The following is a 19,243-nucleotide window of genomic DNA, read 5'->3' as shown; positions in this document are numbered from 1 at the left end:
GGCGCGGGCGTTCGTCGCCCTCCGTGCCGGCGCCCTCGCCCGCGTTGCCGGTGCGTTCCGTCGCGCCGGCCGGCGCGGACGCGGCGCGCGTATCGTCAGCAACGGGCGCAGTGCGAACCGCGCGCTCGGATTCGGACGAATCGGTATCGTGGATGTCTGTCAAAACAACCTCAAAATGTCAGGTCGCGCGCCCATTGCGGGCGCGGCATAGGTTCTTACGTCAGGCGCTGCGTGATTCGGACTCGTCGTCCGTCACCACGCCGGCGTCCTGCGCGGCGTCCGGGCGGTCTTGCGGACCGTCGTGCGCCGCATGGGTCGAATGCGGCTCGATTGCGTGCTCGGCTTCACTGCGCGGTTCGCTATGGAATTCGCTGTGAGGTGCGCTACGTTCGTTCATGGCCGGGGCGGCACCCGGCTCGTCGTTCTGGGCTTCATCGGCAGCGGGGTGCGGCGCGGCGCCGCCAAGGTCATCGTCATCTTGCACGTGGCCCGCTTCGCGCGTGTCTGCTTGCGCTGTGCGCGCCGATGAATCGGTCACCTCGCCCTCGGCTGGATCCGCCATGGGCGCTGACTGCGCGACGCTGTGGGCAGCGACGGACTCGCCATGGTTCGCGCCGGTATGCGCGACAGCTTGCGCATCGGGACGCACCGCGTCTGTCGCGTCCGTCGTGTGCTCCGCTGCAAGCGCCGCGCCTGCCGCGTCCGGTTCAGCTGCTTCGTTCGATGCTGTTTCGTTTGATGCCGTTCCGCCCGACGCCGGCTCGTCGGAAACCCCGTCATTCGGTGCGGACTGCCCGGCATGCCCCGGTGTCGCCGCGGCGTCGCCCGCGACATCATCCGGCAGCGCTTGCGGCAATGCCGCCTCGCCCGTCGCATCGACCACGCCATCGCGCGCGGACGTCTCGTCGGCCGGCGCTGACGCATCCGCCGCATCGCCATCCGCGAACTCGATCGAATGCTGTGCAAGCAGATCGATGTTGGCCTGCGCGGACGGGTCGTCGAGCGGCGGCAGTTCGTCGAGCGCTTTCAGCCCGAGGTCGTCGAGAAACTGACGCGTGGTCGCGTACAAGGCCGGGCGCCCCGGCACATCGCGATGACCGATCACCTCGATCCAGCCGCGGTCTTCGAGCTGCTTGACGACCTGCGTATTCACCGTGACGCCGCGAATCTCTTCGATATCGCCGCGCGTGACCGGCTGCCGGTAAGCGATGATCGCCAACGTCTCGAGCACCGCGCGCGAATACTTCGGCGGTTTTTCCGGATGCAGACGATCGAGATACGTGCGCATCGCCGGCGTGCTCTGAAAGCGCCAGCCGGTGGCCAGCGCGACCAGCTCGACGCCGCGCCCCGACCACGCCTGCTTCAGGTCTTCAAGCAGCGTGCGAATCGTATCTGCCGACACGTTATCGGCAAAGAGCTTACGCAACTCACCGAGCTTTAATGGCTCCTGCGCGCAGATCAATGCAGTCTCGAGGACGATCTTCGCCTCTTGGGTATTCATGCAGCTAGGTCAGACCCTGTGGTCAAAAGAACCGGATCAAACAGACGACAAGCAGACGATATGGAACAGAAGACGCGCTCGCCCGATTTTGATCGGTCATATTGATGGGAGCACGCACCGGGGGGAGGCAAACAGGCATTCAGGCCAAACCCAGCCGGACGACGGAGCAGCGATATTCCGGAAAGGAACCGCGTGACTGGCTGCATATTACGCAAAAAGATCCAGTGCGTAAAGCCAACACGGGTCAACGCGGGCCGAGGGCGGCCGTCTGGGCACGGGCGCGGGCAGTTTGTACAGGTGTTCGGCCGATCGCGCCAAGCGATACCCGGGCGGGCAGCGGTTCAGCGCCGAACCGCGCGGCGCGCGCCGCCTCGCATCACAGACACCGCCGTGCGCCCCCGTTCAGCCCACCGGCCGGCCGTCGAGAAAGCGTCGCAGTCGCGCGACACCCTCATCGAGCCGCGCCGTGTCGCAGGCGTAACACCAGCGCACGAAGCCTTCCCCCTCCGGGCCGAACGCGCTGCCCGGCGCAAGGCCGATGCGCGCGTCGCGCACCAGCGTCTTGCACAGTTCGAGGCTGCCCGCCGCCGCGCCGGGAAGTGCAAAGAATAGATACATCGCCCCCGGCGGCGCCTTCACGGCGACGCCCGGCAGCGCCGACAGCGCGTGCACCAGATGATCGCGCGACGCCTTCAGCTCGCCGACCAGCTGCCGCGTGAACGCCTCGCCATGCTGGACCGCGGCCACGCCGGCCTGCTGCACGAACGCCGGCGCACACGACGTGTTGTATTCGACCAGCTTGCCGAGGTCGTCCATCAGCGAGGCGGGAGCGACGATCCAGCCGAGCCGCCAGCCGGTCATCAGCCACGCCTTCGAAAACGAATTCACGCAGATGACACGTTCATCGCGCGCGGCAAGATCGAGGAATGACGGCGCCACAGCGCTTCCTTCCCCGTCGTCGTAGTAGAGCCGCTCATAGACCTCGTCGGCGATGATCCAGATGCCATGGCGCCGGCAATGATCGAGCACCGCGCGCTGCTGGTCGCGCGTCATCACCCAGCCGGTCGGGTTGTTCGGCGAGTTCAGCATCAGCACCTTCGTGGCCGGCGTCAATGCGGCGAGCAGCCTGTCGAGATCGAGCGCCCAGCCGCGCGGGCCGTAGTCGAGCGCCACGGTTTCGACCTGCGCGCCGAGAATTTTCGGAATTTCGACGAGATTCGGCCAGAGCGGCGTCACCTCGACCACGCGCTCGCCCGCGCCGACCACCAGTTGCGCGGCGAGCATCAACGCATTGACGCCGGCGCTCGTCACCGCGACGTGGTCGACCGCCGTCGCGCCGTGCAGCGCGCTCACATAGCCGGCCAAGGCCGCGCGCAGCGGCGCGATGCCGAGGTTATGCGAATAGAACGTCGCGCCGGCGGCCAGCGCTTCGCTCGCGGCGTCGCGGATAAACGACGGCGTCACGCGGTCGGACTCGCCGAACCAGAACGGCAGCACGTCGGGCAGGCTGAGGCCCGCGTTCGCCACCTCGCGGATTTGCGACGGGCGCAGCGCGCGTACCGCGTCGCGCGCGTGGGGAAGCAGGGCTTGGTGCACGTCCGTTTCGCTCATCGGGACATCCGGGCAAAGTCGTCGGGAAGTTGTCAGTTTATCGTGTGGCAATGCGGATGCGGGCGATTGGCGTGGCGCAGGGGCATTTGTACACGCCGCGCGGTGAGGGCTCTGCCGCCGTGACCTAACGCGAGGAGCCGGGCCGACCTGACGCCGGGCAGCGCGGCGCGCGACGCAACCTGACGCGACGCGTTGCTGCGATCCGAACGGAACTGCGCCGACCCGCCGCCGCCGACCCAACCCAACCCAACCCAACCCAACCCAACCCGACGCGAACCGAACCGACGCGACACGACCGAACCGAACCGAACCGAACGCGAAGCGACGCGACCCAACGCAACGCAACGCAACCCGACCCAACGCGCACAAGCGTCGAGCGTCTCGCCACACGCTCAATGCAAATCTTCGGTACGCGCCGGAACCTGCCTGATCAACCCCCACACGGCCTCGGCCGCCGGCGACAACGAACGGTCGCGGCGCCGCACGAGCTCGACCGTGCGTTGCGCACGCGGCGTCAGCGGCCGTGCGACCAGCGTCGCGTCAGCCGGCAGCGGCAACGCGAGCCATGGCAGCACGCTCACGCCGATACCCGCCTCAACGAGTCCGTACACGGTGGCAGGATGGCCGAGCTCCTGCACGACCGTCGCGTGCACGCCGTGCTCGTCCAGCGCCGCGTCGATGATCGGCCGGCTGCCCGACGCATAGTCGAGCAGCACCAGCCGCTGCCCGTCGAGCGATTGCCACTCGACCTGCTGCCCCTTCGCGAGCGGGTGGTCGGCGCGCGACACGAGACAGAACGAATCGGTCATCAAGGTCTCGGTCAACAGATCGTCGGCGGCAATCGGCCCGACGACCACGCCGAAGTCCACTTCTCCCGATTTCACCTTGCGCACCACGTCGCTTTGCACATCGTCGCGCAAGCCGAGCGCGATATACGGAAACTGCCGCCCGCAGGCGGCAATCACCTGCGGCATCAGACGGCAGGCGATCGTCGGGCTCGCGGCCACGACCACCCGGCCGCGCCGCTGCTCGCCGATTTCACGGATCTCGCGCAGCGCGTCGTCGAGGTCGGTCAGCAGGCGCGACACGCTCGCGACGAGGTTGCCGCCCGCCTCAGTCAACTGCACGTCGCGCGTGGTCCGGTCGATCAGCTTGAGGCCGAGTTCCGCTTCGAGCTCACGCACGCAGCGGCTCACCGCGGACTGCGTCAGGCCGATTTCATCGCCCGCGCGGCTGAAGTTTTGCAGCCGCGCGACCTCGATGAAGACGCGCAATTGCCGCAGCGTCACATTCATTTGGGCCCCTCATCAATGCTGTTGTTTGATGCGAATTGTATGCGGGAATGCGCGCACGTTTCGCCGCCGGCGTGTGTTGGCCCCATTTCGTTGCGGCGCAGCAATATAGCGCAAACGCACGGGCGACGAGCCTCGCTGCACAAGATTGGTGATTGTCCCGATTTGCGGGTCGGGTTTTTTGGATTCTCATACGGGCCTGGCTAGCACCCGTATTGGCTTGATGCCACGGGACTTCGAGCCGATTGGGCGACCGATTGGCACACTTCATGCGTTGAGATTCGCGCAAGGTCGGCGCCGAATACGGTTCGGTCTCCCATCCACCGTGGCAAGCCCCGACCCGCCTGGCACCCGGCCCCAACGCGCCATCCGTACACGACTCAAACGGCTTGACGCGCGGGAACCGGTGCATCGAGAGTGCGCGGCGCGGGGCAGCGCACCGGAGTTAGCTTCGCTGAGGTGAAACATGATGCTGTTCGACGATTTGAAAGACAACGAGTGGGCTCTGGTCGAGGCGTTGTTCTGTGCGGAGCCGGCACGGAGCGAACGTCGCGGACGGCCGCGTGTGGAAGCACGCGCCGTAGTCAACGCGGTGCTGTGGGTTCTGTCGACGGGCGAAGGCTGGTCCAAGCTGCCCGGGCGATATCCTTCGCCGCCGACCTGCCGTCGCCGTTTCGACGAGTGGCAGTCGGACGGCACGCTCGCTGAAATAGTCAAGCGACTGGGCACCAGCGGCCGCCAGATTTCGTTGCGCGGACGCATCGGCGCGACGGCGGCGAAGCCGCCCGCACCGCCGAGTCGCGATCGCCTGCGCGGCGCGTTCTGGACCAATCCGGAATCGTGGCGCGCACCGGTGAAGATGGCCTGAGCGCCGCCGCGTCACCCGCTTCCGCGTTTGTCCGCTGCTTGCTTGCCGTCGGGCGCCTACGGGCGCCCGACGCATAACCGCCCCCCATCGAAGCGTCATTTACGCTGCCGCGACATCCGGCGCGATCGCCGCAGCGGCGCCGGCACGGCGCGCGCAGCATCAGGCGGCGGCCGGGGCGGCCGGAGCTCATTGGGCGTCGCTCCCGCTCCCAGTGCGCGTCGCGCGCTGTGCCGCACTCTTCCGCGCAATCCGGCGCGACATGGACGTCACGTCCTTCGTGTCCGCGGGCATGTCCGGCGCCCGGCCCCGTCCCTACGCCCAGCCGTTTCGATGTCGCCGCTCGCCACGCGGCGATGAAACAACCATTTACCATTATTTACAGCACGCTTTCTTCAGCAGGCATACCGTTGGAGCATGCAAACCAGTCGGAACCTACCGTCCTGACGGGAGCCCTCCATGCGACCAATGTCCCTGTTTTTGTGCGGCATTGTCGTCTCAACGCTTGCCGCACCCGCTGCGGCCCAACAACGGCCGCAAGGCTGGAACTGGAAGCCGGACCAGCCGGCCACGCTAGAGGCGTGGCAACAGGCTGAAACGCGTAATCACGATTTCACGCCGCCGGCGCCGCGGGGCGACCTGCGTGGCGACATCGCAAGCAACGTGCGCGCGCCGCGGCCTGAGCCGCCGCGCGGCGATACGCCGCGCCGCCGGCCGCCGCCCACTCATCCGTGACCGCCTCGCGGCGATCACGCACGTCAGCCATCCGCGACGACACGCGTCAGCCGGTCGCTGATGTGCGACGGGTTCGCGGTGAATAATCGCCTGATCGATCAGTGACGCCGACGTGCGAACCACGTCTTCGGCGCGTAATCGGCGTAAACGACGTAATCGACGAATTCGGGAACCCGCCGCGAGTCGGCCAGTCTCATCCTTTGCCATAAGCACAGCGTGGCAGAAGTATCCGGTATGCCCGTATCCCTGCGATACGGGCTTTTTTTTGCCACGGGCAGGTTGCCGGCGGAACACGGTCGCGATCGAAGATGAACGGCGCACGTCGGATGGAGCGCGCGCATTGTCTCGCGGCGCAGGACGGGGCGCGCCGTCGTCGCACATCACCGCTCGCGTGACATGCGGCTGCGAACCGGTCGGTTCGCGCTATTCCGTCTTCTGAAGGTCAGCTCCCGAGCTTACGGAAAACCGGACTGAAACAGCTGGATGCGCCGGCCGGCGACCGCAGCGAACCACGCGACGCGCGCTCACCGGCTGACTACAAGTGCTGACCCGCTCGCCGACTATAACTGCCGACCACGGCGCCAACTGTGCAGCGCCAACTGCGGCGTCAACTACAGCGCCGTCGCGCGCGGCTCGCTCGCGACGTAGCTGGTCGTGCGCCGCACATCCCAGTCGCGTCCCTGTTCGTCGCGCGCCAGTCGCGCAAATTCGGCGCGGCCGCGCTCGGTCAGCACCGCGATGTCGACGGGCGCGTGAAAGCCCGGCGCCGGCGCGACGGTGCGCTGCCGCACCGTATCCATCATGCCCAGCGAGCGCAGATATTCGAAAACGCCGGGGCGTTTGGCCCACGGCACCTGGCGATATTGCGCCCGCCGCAATGCTTCGAGTACCGCTTCATTGGAGTAAGTGGTCATCTCACTTCTTTCTTAAAGTGCAGCCATCACGTGTTGCGCGACAGTGGCCTGCCGGACGGCATACAGCGACGCCGACGAATAACCGGCCGTGCCGCGCGCCTGCGGCCCATTGTGCTGGCCGCGGTCTGTTTTCATTCCGGCCCCCGTTGACCGGATGATAACGTTCCTGCGCGTAAAAAAATGCGGCGATGCAGCGGCGATCCCGCTACGATACCGAACGCGCAAATAGTCGGAAACGCATGTTCCGAAACGATACGTTACCCCAATCAAATTGATTCTATTCATTTTACTGTTGCTTTTTTTTGCTGCCTTTCTGCTGATAAGACGTGCGCGCGTGCTCATTGCGGTTGCGGCCGCAGCCCTCTTCTGGCTGCTCGCGACGGGCTGGCTCACCGCGCCGCTGCTCGCGATCGCACAGCCGCCCGCCGTCGCCTCCGCAGATGTACCGCCGGATGCATTTGCCGCGCGCACCGCAATCATTCTGCTGGGCGGCGGCACGGCTTACACATCCGACGGCACGCTCGTTCCGAAAGGCGATGCGCGCGACAGTATTGCGAAAGCCGCCGCATTGCACGCGCAATGCAAACGTGTCGCGACCGTCTGCGACGTGATAATAAGCGGCGGCAATCCGCAGCATCACGCGGCGACCGAAGCCGACAACTATCTGCCGTGGCTGCTGCGCGATCAGGTGCCTCGCGCGGACATCATTCTCGAGAACCGCAGCCTCAACACCTATGAGAATGCACGCAACGTCGCCGCTATTTTGCCGCACGGATATTACGGTTCTTTGATCCTCGTCACTCCGGCATACCACATGCCGCGCTCGTTACTCGATTTCCACCGCTTCGGCATGATGCCGCATGCGGCCGTATCGGCCACACGGCACGCGCAACGCGGGTTGCTCCCCCGCTATCGTAATCTCTTCTCGGCGGAGCTCGCATTGCACGAACTGATCGGCCTCGCGCAATTTCACGTGTACAGCGCGCTCGGCTGGTTCTGACGCGCGCGGCGCTGGCCCCGATTGCGCATACGATGATGCGACTCTCTCATGTCAATTGATTAGCGATCCGAACATCATTGGCAGGATAACGAACAGCCCCTTGCCACCCGATCGCGCACAACGCTGTCGGCGCGGCGGCGCGTGAACTCCGTTGCGCAACGCCGCTCAGGTAAAGAACGTCCATTTTTACCTTTCCACCCGTAAGCGGAGCGCCTTCGGCACGGATCGTGCGCGCCCGCAAGGCGTATGGGGCGGGCCTTCGCCGCTATGCGATGCGGACGTAACGAAATGTAACTGTCTGTGAAATCTGTTACCAGATGCCCGCTGGACTGGACATTGCTGGATAGAATGCATTGTCTTTCCACTTGGACAGGCCATACTTGGGTCCATAACCACTCTCCGGAGGTAGCGATGAAGAAAGTGTCCCTTGCAGTCCTGGTTTCCCTTTCGGCATTGACGGGTGCAGCTTACGCGCAGCAGGATAACGGCATCACGATGAGCACCGACCCCGCCAAGGCCGCCGACATCGAGCAGCGCGCGCAAGATTTGCAGGCCCGTCAACAGGCCATGGAAAGCGCACCGGCGCCGCGGCATCAAAAAGGGATGATGCACCACAAGAAGTCGAAGGCGGAGTCCGCTCAATAAGATCGATGGTCTTCGCGCCACACGCTCGCGCTTGAGTTCAGGCGCGGCGGTGCGCGCAGCAGAGCCGATGCGAAGCCATCAATAAAGGCCGGAGCCGCGCAAGCGGTTCCGGCCTTTTTCATGAGGTTCGCTGCGCCGATTGCCTCTCCCGCGCGACGGTTGTACAGACACGCTTTGCGCGCAAGCGCGGTCGAGGCGATGTGCTAAAGTCGCGCACCTGACCCGATTCAACCCCACGCGAACAACCGTGCGCACCCCGGTGCGGAGGAAAGCATGAGCAACATCCAGCTGGACATCGAATGGACCGAAGCAGCGTCCCGCAAGATCGAGAAACTGATGCCGCGCGGCAGTCAGGATGCGTTCCTCGCGCTGCCGCCGGTCGAATGCCTGCCGATGGAAGGCGACGTGCTGTTTCTCGGACCGGCCGGCAAGCAACAGCCGTTCATCGTCGCAGAGCGACAGTATCATCACGACGGCGATGCGGACTGGACCATCATCCTGATCCTCGACGTGCCGCACGAGACACACTGATCGCACCCGGCACGACCGCGCGAGCCAGGCTTCGGCGGGCCCGCCTCCTGTTCCGCCCCAAGCGCCTGCTCAGGCCGCCCTGCTTCTCTCAGCGGCACCGAGACGCGACGCGCATCGCTCACGCAATCTTCCTGAGCACCCGGATTTCCGAATGCTCGATCCAGTCGGCGACCGCCTGCCGATAAGCCGCGATATGCGCTGACTGCGCATGCCCGGCCAGCGCGTCCTCGCTTTCCCAGCGTTCATAGAAAACGAAGCGGCGCGGCTCGCGCAGGTCGCGATGCAAGTCGTACTGCAACGCGCCCCGGTCCGCGCGCGACGGCGCAACGATGCCTTCGAGCGCCGCGCGCAACTGCTCTTCATACCCGGGCTTGGCGATGGAGATGGCCACTACTGCGATTTCACTCATTGCGTGCCTCCTTGTTGTGCAAAATCGGAGAGGATACAGGCGAAGCCGCCATCGCGCCGGCCGCGTTCATGGACGCCCCGCGAGCGTCGTGCGGCTGGTCGTGACTTCTTTCCCGAGTCTGTGATAACCCGAACATTCGCGTAGCTTTCGACCTGCTAGACTGCTTTGGGCAAGCTCGCCGGGGGTCGATGTTGCAGGCGCCGCCCGCGCGATATCAACGCGGCGCATCCGCCGCGCCGAGGCTTACGCCACCGCCACACGGTTTCCCGGCTTCTCGGTCCCACCACGCGCCGCACGCTGCATAGGACAACCTGAACGCCATGCCAAACGTCGACGATACGACGCTCACTGGCCTCTTGCAGCACATGGTGCTGGAAGAGGCCGGCTGGGCTGCGCCATGGCGCACGATCACGCTGCGCAGCGTATTCCAGCCGGTCATATCGATCACGCACCAGCGCGTGGTCGGCTACGAAGCATTACTGCGCGCGTTCGATCCGGTCGGCCATCCGATTTCTCCGGCCGCGCTCTTTTCCGGCACGCGTTCCACCGCGGACGCGCGTGCGCTCGACCGGCTTGCGCGCTGTCTGCATGTCGCGAACTTCATGGAACAGCGCATCGACACCGGCTGGCTCTTTCTGAACACACGGCCGCAGGTATTCGAAACCGGCTGGCCGCAGCGCCCGTTCATCGACGAACTGACCCAGCATTTCGGACTGCCGCAGGAGCGCGTCGTGATCGAAGTGCTCGAACAGCCTGCCGATGACGAATCGGCGGTCGCGAGCATGCTTGCCGCGTCGCAGCCGCGCGACTTTCTGCTTGCCATCGACGACTTCGGCACCGGCTTCTCGAACTTCGACCGCGTGTGGCGCTTCCGGCCCGACATCGTGAAGCTCGACCGGTCGCTGGTTGCGCGCGCGGGACGGCGCGACAGCGACAATGCGCTGATCAACCATCTGATCACGATGCTGCATCAGTCCGGCACGATGGTGCTCGCCGAAGGCGTCGAAACCGAAGACGAACTGATGACGTTGATGCAAGCCGATGTCGATTTCGTCCAGGGCTTCTGGTTCGGACAACCGAAGCCGTCGATCAGGACCGCGTGCGCGCGTGTGCCCGAACTGATCGAACAGATGTGGCAGCACTTCAGCGATTACGAACGCACGCACACGCGCTACCAGCGTCCCGAATTCGAAGGCTTCACCGAGGCCGTGCTGGCCGGCGCGCAGATCTTCGCCGCGTCGGGCAACCTCGGCGAGGCCGCGCAACCGGTGTTCAGGATCGCCGATGCACGCCGCGTGTTCGTGCTCAACGAGCACGGCGAGCAGACGCAGCCTTCGATCACCGCGCACGATATACCGCCGCCGTCGCCGCGACTCGCCCCGCTCTTTCCCGACACGCGCAACAACTGGTCGCGACGCGCGTATTTCAAGCACGCGCTGGCCGCGCCCGGACGCGTCGCGATGATGGGTCCGCACTGTTCGCTCACCGACGGCGAAGACTGTTACACCGCGGCGGTCGCATTGCAACGCGATGGCCAGTTCAACGTGTTCTGCGTCGACTTCCTGCCGCGCAAGCGCGTGGCGCAGACGTAACTTTGCGCGGCCCCAGCGGGCGCACACTTACGTTTGTTCCGCGATCCGCAGGCGCGGCATTGCTCACCCGCGCCGGCGTGGGTACGGGCAACGACTCGCACTCACCGCTCATTGATCACCACTCACGGCTGGCTCGCCTCGCGTCACTCATTCATCGCCGACTCTGCGCCTGCCCGATTTGACGTCGCCGCGATGCGACTTGCCATCGAGGCGGCGCATCTGCGATGCGCGAGTCGGCCGCGTCGCAACGCGCGCCTTGCGGTTCACGCTGACGCTTGCAATCAGTTCTTCGAGCCGCGCGAGCGCCGCTGCGCGATTCATCTCCTGAGTGCGGTATTCCTGTGCCTTGATGATCACCACACCGTCGCGCGTGATCCGGCTGTCGTTCAATGCAAGCAGGCGCATCTTCAGCACCTCCGGCAAGGACGACGCACGCACGTCGAAACGCAGGTGGATCGCGCTCGACACCTTGTTGACGTTCTGGCCGCCCGCACCCTGCGCGCGCACCGCGGTCAACTCGATCTCGTTCGGGGCAATGTCGTAGCGATAGGTCATAGACGCCAGTGTACCTGGATGATCGGCCGCGCGGCACGTGACATGCTGAACTGGCCGAACGGACGAGGTCAGAGCGCGGAAAAAATCAGTTAGACTCGCCTGCAGTTTTTGCCATGCTTCATCCCAATATCCAGCACGCACGAGAGTCCGGTCAATTCGATGCGCTATTCGGTCGAGATCAAGAAATTTTTGTACAGCCAGTATTTTTATGGCGGCTTACGTATTGCGGTCGGCGTGTCGCTGCCGGCCGTGCTGTGCCTGATCGTATTTCACAATCGCGAGCTCGGTTTCACGATTGCGACCGGCGCGCTCGGCGCATGCGCGGTCGACATGCCGGGTCCGCTCAAGTACAAGCACAACGAGATGCTCGCGTGCAGCGTGATCGGCTTTCTGTCGGCGCTCGCCACCGGCCTTGCGACATTCAACGTATTCTCGCTGTGGTGTACGGTCGTGCCGCTCACCTTCGTGCTGTCGCTGATCGTCGTGTACGGCAACCGCTGGCCGCAAATCAGCTTCGCCACGCTGTTCATGATGACGCTCACGCTCGAAGAGCACTTCACGCCGCTCGAGGCACTCATCAACGCGTCATGGATTCTGCTGGGCGGCCTGTGGTACACCTACTGGTCGACCTTCGTGAGCCGCTGGATGGTGCATCGGATCGAGCAGCAGGCGCTCGCCGAAAGCGTGTTCGCCTGTGCGGACTACCTGCTCGCGCGTGCGGACTTCTACGATCTCGATAACAACCTCGACGAGTGCTATCGCAATCTCGTCGCGAAACAGATCGCGGCGGTCGAGCGGCAGGACGCGGCGCGCGACATCGTGCTGCGCAACCTGCCGAAGCTCAAAAGCGGCCGCCTCGAGCAGGCCCGCGTGACGCTCTTCAACCTGTTCATCAATACGGTCGACCTGCACGAACTGTTCGTCGGCGTGCATACCGACTATCCGCTCGTGCGCACCACTTTCGGCGGCTCCGACGTGCTGGTCTTCTACCGCGACCTGATCCGCAAGGCGGCGGCCGACCTCGAAGATATCGGCCTCGCGGTATTGCAGGACCGGCCGCCGCGCGGACGCATCAACGTCAAGGCGGAACTGCGCGCGATCGAATACGAACTCGATCAGTTGCGCAAACACGGCGTGCCCGCCAAGCGCCCCGAAGCATACTCGGCCATGTCGTCATCGTTCAGACGCTTATGGAGCGCGACGCGCCTGATCGACAGGATGCGGCGCAGCCTCGCTGACGAAACCTCGTCGACCGAAACCGAACTTAGAATCGACCAGGCTCTCGCGCGCTTCGTCTCAAGCCGGCGCGTGCCGTTTCGGCAGATTTTCTCGAATCTGACGATGTCGTCGCCGAGTTTTCGGCACGCGCTGCGCGTGACGATCGGCGTCGCGGTCGGCTTCTGGCTCGGACGGCTGTTGCCGCTGACCAACGCGTACTGGATCGTGATGACGGTGATCATCATCCTGAAGCCCGGCTACTCGCTGACCAAACAGCGCAACGGCCAGCGTATCGTCGGCACGGCGATCGGCTGCGCGGCGAGCATCGCGCTGATGATGTTCGTCAAGGAGCCGCATATTCTGCTCGTCGTGATGTTCGCGTCGATGGTGATGAGCTATAGCCTGCTGCTGTTCAACTATGCGGCAAGCGTCGTCTTCACGTCATCGTATGTGCTGCTGATGTTTCATCTGCTTGCGCCGGGCAGCATGCGGATTATCGGCGAGCGCGCGATCGACACCGCTGTGGGTTGCGCGATCGCGATTGCGGCAAGCCATCTGTTCCCGTACTGGGAATATCGGCTGATGGGCAAGCTCGTCAACAGCATGATTGCGGCGACGCGCCAGTATCTCGAAGCGAGCTGGTGGTGGGGCGGCAAGCCGGCGTTCGCGGTCGCGCCCGCCGTAGTCACCGAGGTCGCCGCGCGTGCGCCGCGCGCCGCGATGATGCCCGCCGGGACCGCGACCGAGGTCGTGGCCGGCCGCGCGGACGCCGTGGGCGGCAGCATGCGCGGCAGCGCATCCGGCGACGCGCACGGCGGCGTGTCTCGCACCGCGTCCGGCGGTGGGTCTGGCAACACCGATGGCAACACGATTGCCAACGCCGTTGGCAACACAGTGGGCAACCCACCTGGCAATGCGTCGGGCGACACCTCCGGCAACGCCTCTGCCAACGCGCCGGCCAACGCACCTGCCAGCGCACCTGCCAGCGAACCTGCCAGCGCATCCACCACTCCGGCCGGCAAAGCCGGCGAAGAGCCGGTCAGCAACCGGAGCGCCGAACTGGACACCGCGCGCGCCGACGCAAAAGACGAACTGATCGCGACGCTCGCGGCCGCCACCGCGACGGCGATTCCCGCCGATCAACCGACCGGGCCCGCCACGAACCCGCGCAGCGGCGCGACCGCGGCCAGCACCGCCGCAGCGGCCGGCGCGCTCGATCGCGACTATCGCTACCGGTTGGCGCGCAAGAACGTGCACGTTGCGTTTGCCAATCTCGGGCAGGCGTTCCAGCGCATGATGCTCGAGCCGAAGTCAGCGCAGAAGTTCGTGCCCGAACTGAACGACCTGCTGATACGCAGCCACGTGCTCGCCTCGGAGATCACCGCTGCGGCGCCGCTGCTGCGCACCGCGAGCCAGACGGACCGCAAGTCGCACCAGGCGCTGCAGCGAGGACTCAGCGTGGTCCGCGAAAACCTCGAACAGGCCGAGGCAGGCAGCGCGCCGCCTGCCGATCAGGCGGACATCGTCAGGCAGTTGAATCGCGAGCTCGACTCGATGGTGATCGACGCGGAGAAAGCGCCGGAGAGTGCCGGCAAGCCGGAAGCGGTCAACGAACTGAAGCTGCTCGCGCACCAGTGCAAGCAGATGCTGAGCGCGTCGTTTCAGATCCGCAAAGATGCGAGCGTGATCCGGCTGCCGGAGAATTGATAAAGGCGGGATGGAGGCGAACCGCCGCGTCACTGTGCCGCACTGCCCGACGCGCCGGAACCGCTCGCGGCCGGGGCGGACGCGGCCGTCGCCGGGTCCGGCGCATTCTCGCGATCGAACTCGCGCTTCTCGGTAATCGCGTTGTACAGCACGGTCGCGATCACCAGTAACACCACGACCACGATCAGCACGGCAACACTGAAGGTCGGGTTCTTCTTGCGCGGTTCGTTCATCTGAAGGCTCTGCCTGCGGTTAATCGACAAAGGCGGCATTCTACGCCGCCAAGCCTTGCGAGCGGCTTGCAGCCGTGCGCCGCCGATCGGCCTTCACCGGTGTTCGGCACAGGTCGGTCAGTGAATGCCGGTCACCGCCCCCGGCCGCACCGGCAGCGCCGTCGAATACTTGATCTGTTCCATCGCAAAACTCGAGCTCACGTCGTAAAGCGGCACGGAGCGAATCAGCTGCTTGTACACGCGGTCGTAGTCGTCGATATCGGACACGACCACGCGCAACAGGTAGTCGGTCTCGCCGCTCATCCGATATACCTCGACCACCTCCGGAATGTCCTGCACCGCGCGCGTGAATGCCTGCGCCCACGCCTCGGTGTGCTGGTTCGTGCGCACCGCAACGAACACGGTCGTGCCGACGCCCAGCTTGCGCGGGTCGCACAGCGCGACTTGCGCGCGGATCACGCCGGCTTCCTTGAGACGCTGCACCCGCTTCCAGCACGGCGTCTGCGACAGGTTCACCCGCTGCGCGAGCTCGGCGATCGGCATGGTGGCGTCCTGCTGAAGCAATTCCAGCAACTTCCTATCGATGATATCCATGGATGATGTCCATTTAATTTCCGCTTACAGATAGAAAAATATTCTATCTCTTGGCGTTCTCGGGAAATTATATGGAAACTCTTTCTCCGCGCAAACCGGTATAAATGTGACAGCCCAATCGCATCAGAACGAAGCCAATACCGGAGCCTCCGATGAGCCATTCCACTTCCGCGCCCACCGTCGATCGTCACGGCAAACATGCGACGCGACATACCGCCGCCACGACGCGCATGGCGCCGCCTGTTCAGGCGGCGCAGCGTCCCGCTCACGCGCTCGAGCGTCTGCGTGGCACGCTCGACGCCGCGTTCGACGCGTGTCGCGAAGCGGCCGATCCATCGCATGAAGCGCGCTTCGCGCGCGCGGTGCGCGCAGCGCTCGTCGAAGCCGCCGCCGATACCGCATGGCTCACCGCCGCGCACCGCGAAAGCACCGTTGAGAAGTATCAGCGACACCTGCTCGCGGCCGATCCGCTCGGCCGCTACGCGATCGCGGCGCTCGTCTGGCTGCCGGGGCAAATGAGCCCCGTGCATGCGCATCACACGTGGTGCGGCTATGTCGTGCTCGAAGGCGCGCTAAGCGAAGCCATCTACGAATGGAACGCAGCGGAAGATTACGCGGTGCCGTTGCGCACGCAAGCGCGCGACGCGGGCGCGGTGTCGTACGCACGCGCAGGCCGCGGCGGCATTCATCGGCTCGGCAATGCGAGCGAAGCGCCGGCAATTTCACTGCATGTGTATGGCGTCGCGGACACGCAGTTCGCCACCCACGTGAACGATGTCGTGCGCTGCGCGGAACCCGCGCAAAGCGCGCTGACGCCCACGGTGCGTGTCTGAACCCTGTTGCTGCCCATGACCGCGACGCGCGACGTGACCTCGACGCGCGGCGCATACGCGGCACCGCCTGGCGATGATGGTTGCACCTGCAACCATCATCGCTCTCGCTAGGTCTTGCCCGCTTCTCCCGCGGTCGGAATCTGCGGCGGCACCGATGCGCTCTGCCCGGTGGAAGGCGGCGCCGGGCGCGGCTCGTGCGAGACATCGCGCGCCGGCGGCGTCGCCAGCCCGACACCGGCTCCGCCACCCCTGCTGTCGACGGCGGCGAGGCCCGGCTCCGCCGTTGCCTTCGGCCGGCGCGTGCCCATCGTCGTCTCGCGGTCCTCGCGGTCCGCGCGCCCGGCATCCGCCGGATCGGCCTCGTCGACCGCCGCCTCGCGCAACGATTGCACCGCAGCCAGATCGTCGGGAAACGGCTCGCCCTGCCGATCCTGCGCGCCGGTGAAGATGCGCATCTGCGGCACCGGAATCTCGATCCCCGCTTCATCCATCTGACGCTTCAGCCGCAGATTGAACGCACGCGCGACGCTCCACTGCTGCAACGGCCGCGTCTTGATCTGTCCTTTGACGACCATCCAGTTCGGGTCGAAGCGGTCGAGCCCCCACACTTCGACGGGCCCGAGCATCTCGCGCCGATAACGGAAATCGGCCATCAGGTCCGCACCGACCTCACGAATCAGTTGGGTGATCTGATCGACGTCGGCGGAAAACGGCACACGCACTTCGAACACCGCATACGCAAAATCGCGCGACAGGTTCTTTACGATCTTGATCTGCGAAAAGGGAATCGCGTGAATCGCGCCCTGCCCGTCGCGTAGCCGCACCGTGCGAATCGACAGATACTCGACCGTGCCCGCATGTCCGCCGTCGACGTCGATCCAGTCGCCGACCGAGATGGTGTCTTCGAGAATGATAAACAGCCCGGTGATCAGATCGGCCACCAGCGATTGCGCGCCGAAGCCGATCGCAAGACCGATCACGCCGGCGCCGGCGAGCAGCGGCGTCACGTTGATGCCGAGATTCGCCGCGGTCACGATGCCCGCGACCGTCAGAATGAGGACGAACAGCACATTGCGCAACAGCGGCAGCATCGTGCGCGCGCGCATGCTCGGGTTGCGCGCCTTGTTGCGCGGGTTGCTCGGATTCAGCGCTTCGAGAATCGCGGTGTCGATCAGAATCCATACGAGCCACGACAGGAACAGCGTGACGACGATCGCCGTCATCGCATGCGCGATGCCGCGCGCGGTCACGCTATCCTCGATGATCTGCGCGAGCGAGATGCCCCACAGCCGCGCGGCGAGCTCCAGATACGCGAGCCAGATGAACAGCATGGTCAGCGTGCCCGCAAAACGCGTGAGGCGCGTCACATACGGCGAACGGCGGCGCCGGCGCGCGCTTTGCGGACGCGTGACGCGAATCACGATGGCCGACAGGAAGAACGCGAGCACCAGCAACAGCGCGGTAATCACGGAAATCTGCAGCACATTCTCGCCGCTGCCCATGCCGGCGATGGTCGCGACCACCGACGCGATCGCGAGCACCAGCATCGGCAGGTGCCACAGCGAGCCGAGCACGTCGAACGCATCGGTCGCGACCTTGTGGCCATGCCGCTGCTCGTACGAGCGGTTGCGGATCAGATGCGCGACCGGCCGGCGGAACGCGATCGCAAAGTACGCGGTCAGCGCGGCCGCCGTCATGTTCGACACCGTCGAGAGAAGCGCGGCGAGATTGGTGCCCAGTTGATGCGCGACTTCGTAGTTCACGGCCGCGTCGCCGAGCGCGCTGCAGATACCGATCGCAAACAGCATCCGCCGCGCATGTTCGATCAGCAGATGCACAGCCTCGCGCCGGTGACCGGAGCCGAACAGCGAAAACATGATCAGGCAGATCGCCGAAAACACCGCGCCCGCCACGATCGCATACGCGATCACCATGCCGAGCGTGCGGCCGAGCGCGTCGGGCATCGAGCGGGCGAACGTCAGCGCGGCGAGAAACGCGACGATCCACGGGCCGACGCGGCGTAGCGCGAAGATCAGCAACTCGCGCGTGGTCGGATTCGCATTCAGATCGACGACGATCCCATAACGCGCGTGCAGCTTGCGTTGCACAAAAATCAGCGCGGCCGCGCAGGCACCCCAGCCGGCCAGCATTGCGAACATATCGAGCAGAATGCGGCCGAATTTCTCGTGGCCCTGGCTCGACACGATGGTGTAGAGCTCGTTGCCCGCCGCGTTCAGCCGTCCGGACCAATAGCTGTACGGCGTGCGCCCGCGATTGACGTCCGCCTCGACCGACGCGAGACCGGCCGCGATCGCGCCCAGCAAGCCCGGACTCGGCTGCGCGGGCGCCACGGGCCCTACGGTTTGCGTCGCTTCGCGCAACTTTTTCAGTTGTGCGACGAGCGCGGTGCGCTGTCGATCGTTGTCGAGCGTCGTGATCACGCTGTCGAGCGACCGGTTGAGCTCGGCCTGACTCGCAGGCGACGGCGCGGATGCCGCGTCGGTCGCCGATGCGGCGGAGGCAGGCGAAACGGTCGCGCTGTTGATCAGACTTTGCAGCGCGGGCAGCACGGGACCGCCCGCCGCATGCGCAGCGCGTGACACCGGCAGCAGGCCGCAGACAAGCACAAGCGCCACACACGACGCCCAACGCGATGAGCACGTTAAACGGCCGTTGCGCGCGCCAATGCACAAGACGATGCGCGAAAAAACGCGCGCGACAATACGCCCCGCCATGCGGCTCGTGATGCACACGATGAGCGCAAAGCACAACGAAAGGATCGCAAACGTGAAGGTGACAACGCGCGTCGAACGCCTGCCGGCGTTCGGCGTAGCGGGACATTCACGCCGCGGCGGACATGACTTCATGGCAGGTCGGTGACTAAACGGCAGACGGCCAAGTTTAGCCGCAGTTGCGCCCGCGAAACGGTATACGGGTGCAGGGATGCGTAACGGAATGTTAGATCGCTTGCGCAGATGCGCGCGCCTGGTTCTGCACCGCAGCATCTG

The 19,243-nt window shown here is 65.3% G+C and carries 18 protein-coding genes; 8 read left to right on the top strand and 10 right to left on the bottom strand.

Annotation, left to right across the window (positions count from 1 at the left end):
- Window positions 1-220: 220 nt before the first annotated feature.
- From scpB to HV675_RS28285, 3 genes are all read right to left on the bottom strand, one after another.
- Complete coding sequence (gene scpB, locus HV675_RS28295; protein WP_175114769.1) at window positions 221-1,501, bottom strand: SMC-Scp complex subunit ScpB; 1,281 nt, start codon at window positions 1,499-1,501, stop codon at window positions 221-223.
- Window positions 1,502-1,903: 402 nt separating this feature from the next.
- Entirely contained in the window at window positions 1,904-3,112 is a 1,209-nt protein-coding gene (locus HV675_RS28290) for a pyridoxal phosphate-dependent aminotransferase (protein ID WP_175114768.1), read from the bottom strand.
- A gap of 392 nt (window positions 3,113-3,504) precedes the next feature.
- Entirely contained in the window at window positions 3,505-4,407 is a 903-nt protein-coding gene (locus tag HV675_RS28285; RefSeq protein WP_175114767.1) for a LysR family transcriptional regulator, read from the bottom strand.
- Window positions 4,408-4,870: 463 nt separating this feature from the next.
- On the opposite strand from HV675_RS28285, the gene HV675_RS28280 reads away from it, so the two are divergent.
- Both HV675_RS28280 and HV675_RS28275 read left to right on the top strand, forming a co-directional pair.
- Window positions 4,871-5,272 carry a transposase gene (locus tag HV675_RS28280; protein ID WP_175114766.1) on the top strand — a complete coding sequence of 134 codons (402 nt, stop codon included), beginning with the start codon at window positions 4,871-4,873 and terminating at the stop codon, window positions 5,270-5,272.
- 456 nt (window positions 5,273-5,728) lie between these two features.
- Complete coding sequence (locus HV675_RS28275; RefSeq protein ID WP_175114765.1) at window positions 5,729-6,004, top strand: hypothetical protein; 276 nt, start codon at window positions 5,729-5,731, stop codon at window positions 6,002-6,004.
- A 611-nt stretch (window positions 6,005-6,615) separates the two neighbouring features.
- Here the strand turns inward: HV675_RS28275 and HV675_RS28270 are convergent.
- Window positions 6,616-6,918: a hypothetical protein gene (locus HV675_RS28270; protein ID WP_175114764.1), complete on the bottom strand. Its 303-nt coding sequence runs from the start codon at window positions 6,916-6,918 to the stop codon at window positions 6,616-6,618.
- A 12-nt stretch (window positions 6,919-6,930) separates the two neighbouring features.
- The gene (locus HV675_RS32815) at window positions 6,931-7,053 is read right to left on the bottom strand and encodes a hypothetical protein (RefSeq protein WP_281364159.1); all 123 of its coding nucleotides are present in this window, start codon (window positions 7,051-7,053) and stop codon (window positions 6,931-6,933) included.
- A gap of 136 nt (window positions 7,054-7,189) precedes the next feature.
- Here HV675_RS32815 and HV675_RS28265 point away from each other — a divergent pair, with 136 nt between their 5' ends.
- The 3 genes from HV675_RS28265 to HV675_RS28255 all read left to right on the top strand — a co-directional run bounded on the left by HV675_RS28265 (window position 7,190) and on the right by HV675_RS28255 (window position 9,094).
- Window positions 7,190-7,918 carry a YdcF family protein gene (locus HV675_RS28265; RefSeq protein WP_246270604.1) on the top strand — a complete coding sequence of 243 codons (729 nt, stop codon included), beginning with the start codon at window positions 7,190-7,192 and terminating at the stop codon, window positions 7,916-7,918.
- Window positions 7,919-8,329: 411 nt separating this feature from the next.
- Window positions 8,330-8,563, top strand: a complete 234-nt coding sequence (locus HV675_RS28260) for a hypothetical protein (RefSeq protein WP_175114763.1) — start codon at window positions 8,330-8,332, stop codon at window positions 8,561-8,563.
- A 273-nt stretch (window positions 8,564-8,836) separates the two neighbouring features.
- Window positions 8,837-9,094 (top strand): DNA-binding protein, encoded by a 258-nt coding sequence (locus tag HV675_RS28255; protein WP_175114762.1) that lies wholly within the window; start codon window positions 8,837-8,839, stop codon window positions 9,092-9,094.
- A gap of 118 nt (window positions 9,095-9,212) precedes the next feature.
- On the opposite strand, the gene HV675_RS28250 is transcribed toward HV675_RS28255, so the two are convergent.
- Window positions 9,213-9,503 (bottom strand): putative quinol monooxygenase, encoded by a 291-nt coding sequence (locus HV675_RS28250; protein WP_175114761.1) that lies wholly within the window; start codon window positions 9,501-9,503, stop codon window positions 9,213-9,215.
- 320 nt (window positions 9,504-9,823) lie between these two features.
- Between HV675_RS28250 and HV675_RS28245 the strand changes: the two genes are divergently transcribed.
- Complete coding sequence (locus HV675_RS28245; protein ID WP_175114760.1) at window positions 9,824-11,095, top strand: EAL domain-containing protein; 1,272 nt, start codon at window positions 9,824-9,826, stop codon at window positions 11,093-11,095.
- A gap of 147 nt (window positions 11,096-11,242) precedes the next feature.
- Here the strand turns inward: HV675_RS28245 and arfB are convergent, their stop codons facing one another.
- Window positions 11,243-11,650, bottom strand: coding sequence for an alternative ribosome rescue aminoacyl-tRNA hydrolase ArfB (arfB, locus tag HV675_RS28240; RefSeq protein WP_175114759.1), 408 nt, complete (start codon window positions 11,648-11,650; stop codon window positions 11,243-11,245).
- 159 nt (window positions 11,651-11,809) lie between these two features.
- Between arfB and HV675_RS28235 the strand changes: the two genes are divergently transcribed.
- Entirely contained in the window at window positions 11,810-14,575 is a 2,766-nt protein-coding gene (locus HV675_RS28235; RefSeq protein WP_175114758.1) for an FUSC family protein, read from the top strand.
- A gap of 29 nt (window positions 14,576-14,604) precedes the next feature.
- Here HV675_RS28235 and HV675_RS28230 read toward each other — a convergent pair whose 3' ends face one another.
- The gene (locus HV675_RS28230; protein ID WP_175114757.1) at window positions 14,605-14,808 is read right to left on the bottom strand and encodes a hypothetical protein; all 204 of its coding nucleotides are present in this window, start codon (window positions 14,806-14,808) and stop codon (window positions 14,605-14,607) included.
- 117 nt (window positions 14,809-14,925) lie between these two features.
- On the bottom strand, window positions 14,926-15,402 hold the full coding sequence (locus tag HV675_RS28225) for an Lrp/AsnC family transcriptional regulator (protein ID WP_175114756.1): 477 nt from the start codon (window positions 15,400-15,402) through the stop codon (window positions 14,926-14,928).
- Between the two features lie 152 nt (window positions 15,403-15,554).
- On the opposite strand from HV675_RS28225, the gene HV675_RS28220 reads away from it, so the two are divergent.
- Window positions 15,555-16,235 (top strand): cysteine dioxygenase family protein, encoded by a 681-nt coding sequence (locus tag HV675_RS28220; protein ID WP_377700639.1) that lies wholly within the window; start codon window positions 15,555-15,557, stop codon window positions 16,233-16,235.
- 107 nt (window positions 16,236-16,342) lie between these two features.
- On the opposite strand, the gene HV675_RS28215 is transcribed toward HV675_RS28220, so the two are convergent.
- Window positions 16,343-19,102: a mechanosensitive ion channel family protein gene (locus HV675_RS28215; protein WP_175114755.1), complete on the bottom strand. Its 2,760-nt coding sequence runs from the start codon at window positions 19,100-19,102 to the stop codon at window positions 16,343-16,345.
- Window positions 19,103-19,243 lie beyond the last annotated feature (141 nt).

The sequence above is a fragment of the Paraburkholderia solisilvae genome (assembly GCF_902859875.1).
Classification (GTDB): Bacteria; Pseudomonadota; Gammaproteobacteria; order Burkholderiales; family Burkholderiaceae; genus Paraburkholderia; species Paraburkholderia solisilvae.
The sequence above is the reverse complement of the archived record's forward strand: the minus strand, read 5'-3'. Positions and strand labels throughout refer to the sequence as shown.

Coding starts and splice junctions, on each gene's coding strand:
- HV675_RS28250 (WP_175114761.1), bottom strand. CDS start 9,503: ATGAGTGAAATCGCAGTAGTGGCCATCTCCATCGCCAAGCCCGGGTAT.
- arfB (WP_175114759.1), bottom strand. CDS start 11,650: ATGACCTATCGCTACGACATTGCCCCGAACGAGATCGAGTTGACCGCG.
- HV675_RS28260 (WP_175114763.1), top strand. CDS start 8,330: ATGAAGAAAGTGTCCCTTGCAGTCCTGGTTTCCCTTTCGGCATTGACG.
- HV675_RS28245 (WP_175114760.1), top strand. CDS start 9,824: ATGCCAAACGTCGACGATACGACGCTCACTGGCCTCTTGCAGCACATG.
- HV675_RS28275 (WP_175114765.1), top strand. CDS start 5,729: ATGCGACCAATGTCCCTGTTTTTGTGCGGCATTGTCGTCTCAACGCTT.
- HV675_RS28225 (WP_175114756.1), bottom strand. CDS start 15,402: ATGGATATCATCGATAGGAAGTTGCTGGAATTGCTTCAGCAGGACGCC.
- HV675_RS28220 (WP_377700639.1), top strand. CDS start 15,555: ATGAGCCATTCCACTTCCGCGCCCACCGTCGATCGTCACGGCAAACAT.
- HV675_RS32815 (WP_281364159.1), bottom strand. CDS start 7,053: ATGAAAACAGACCGCGGCCAGCACAATGGGCCGCAGGCGCGCGGCACG.
- HV675_RS28230 (WP_175114757.1), bottom strand. CDS start 14,808: ATGAACGAACCGCGCAAGAAGAACCCGACCTTCAGTGTTGCCGTGCTG.
- HV675_RS28215 (WP_175114755.1), bottom strand. CDS start 19,102: ATGAAGTCATGTCCGCCGCGGCGTGAATGTCCCGCTACGCCGAACGCC.
- HV675_RS28270 (WP_175114764.1), bottom strand. CDS start 6,918: ATGACCACTTACTCCAATGAAGCGGTACTCGAAGCATTGCGGCGGGCG.
- HV675_RS28255 (WP_175114762.1), top strand. CDS start 8,837: ATGAGCAACATCCAGCTGGACATCGAATGGACCGAAGCAGCGTCCCGC.
- HV675_RS28235 (WP_175114758.1), top strand. CDS start 11,810: ATGCGCTATTCGGTCGAGATCAAGAAATTTTTGTACAGCCAGTATTTT.
- scpB (WP_175114769.1), bottom strand. CDS start 1,501: ATGAATACCCAAGAGGCGAAGATCGTCCTCGAGACTGCATTGATCTGC.
- HV675_RS28290 (WP_175114768.1), bottom strand. CDS start 3,112: ATGAGCGAAACGGACGTGCACCAAGCCCTGCTTCCCCACGCGCGCGAC.
- HV675_RS28285 (WP_175114767.1), bottom strand. CDS start 4,407: ATGAATGTGACGCTGCGGCAATTGCGCGTCTTCATCGAGGTCGCGCGG.
- HV675_RS28280 (WP_175114766.1), top strand. CDS start 4,871: ATGATGCTGTTCGACGATTTGAAAGACAACGAGTGGGCTCTGGTCGAG.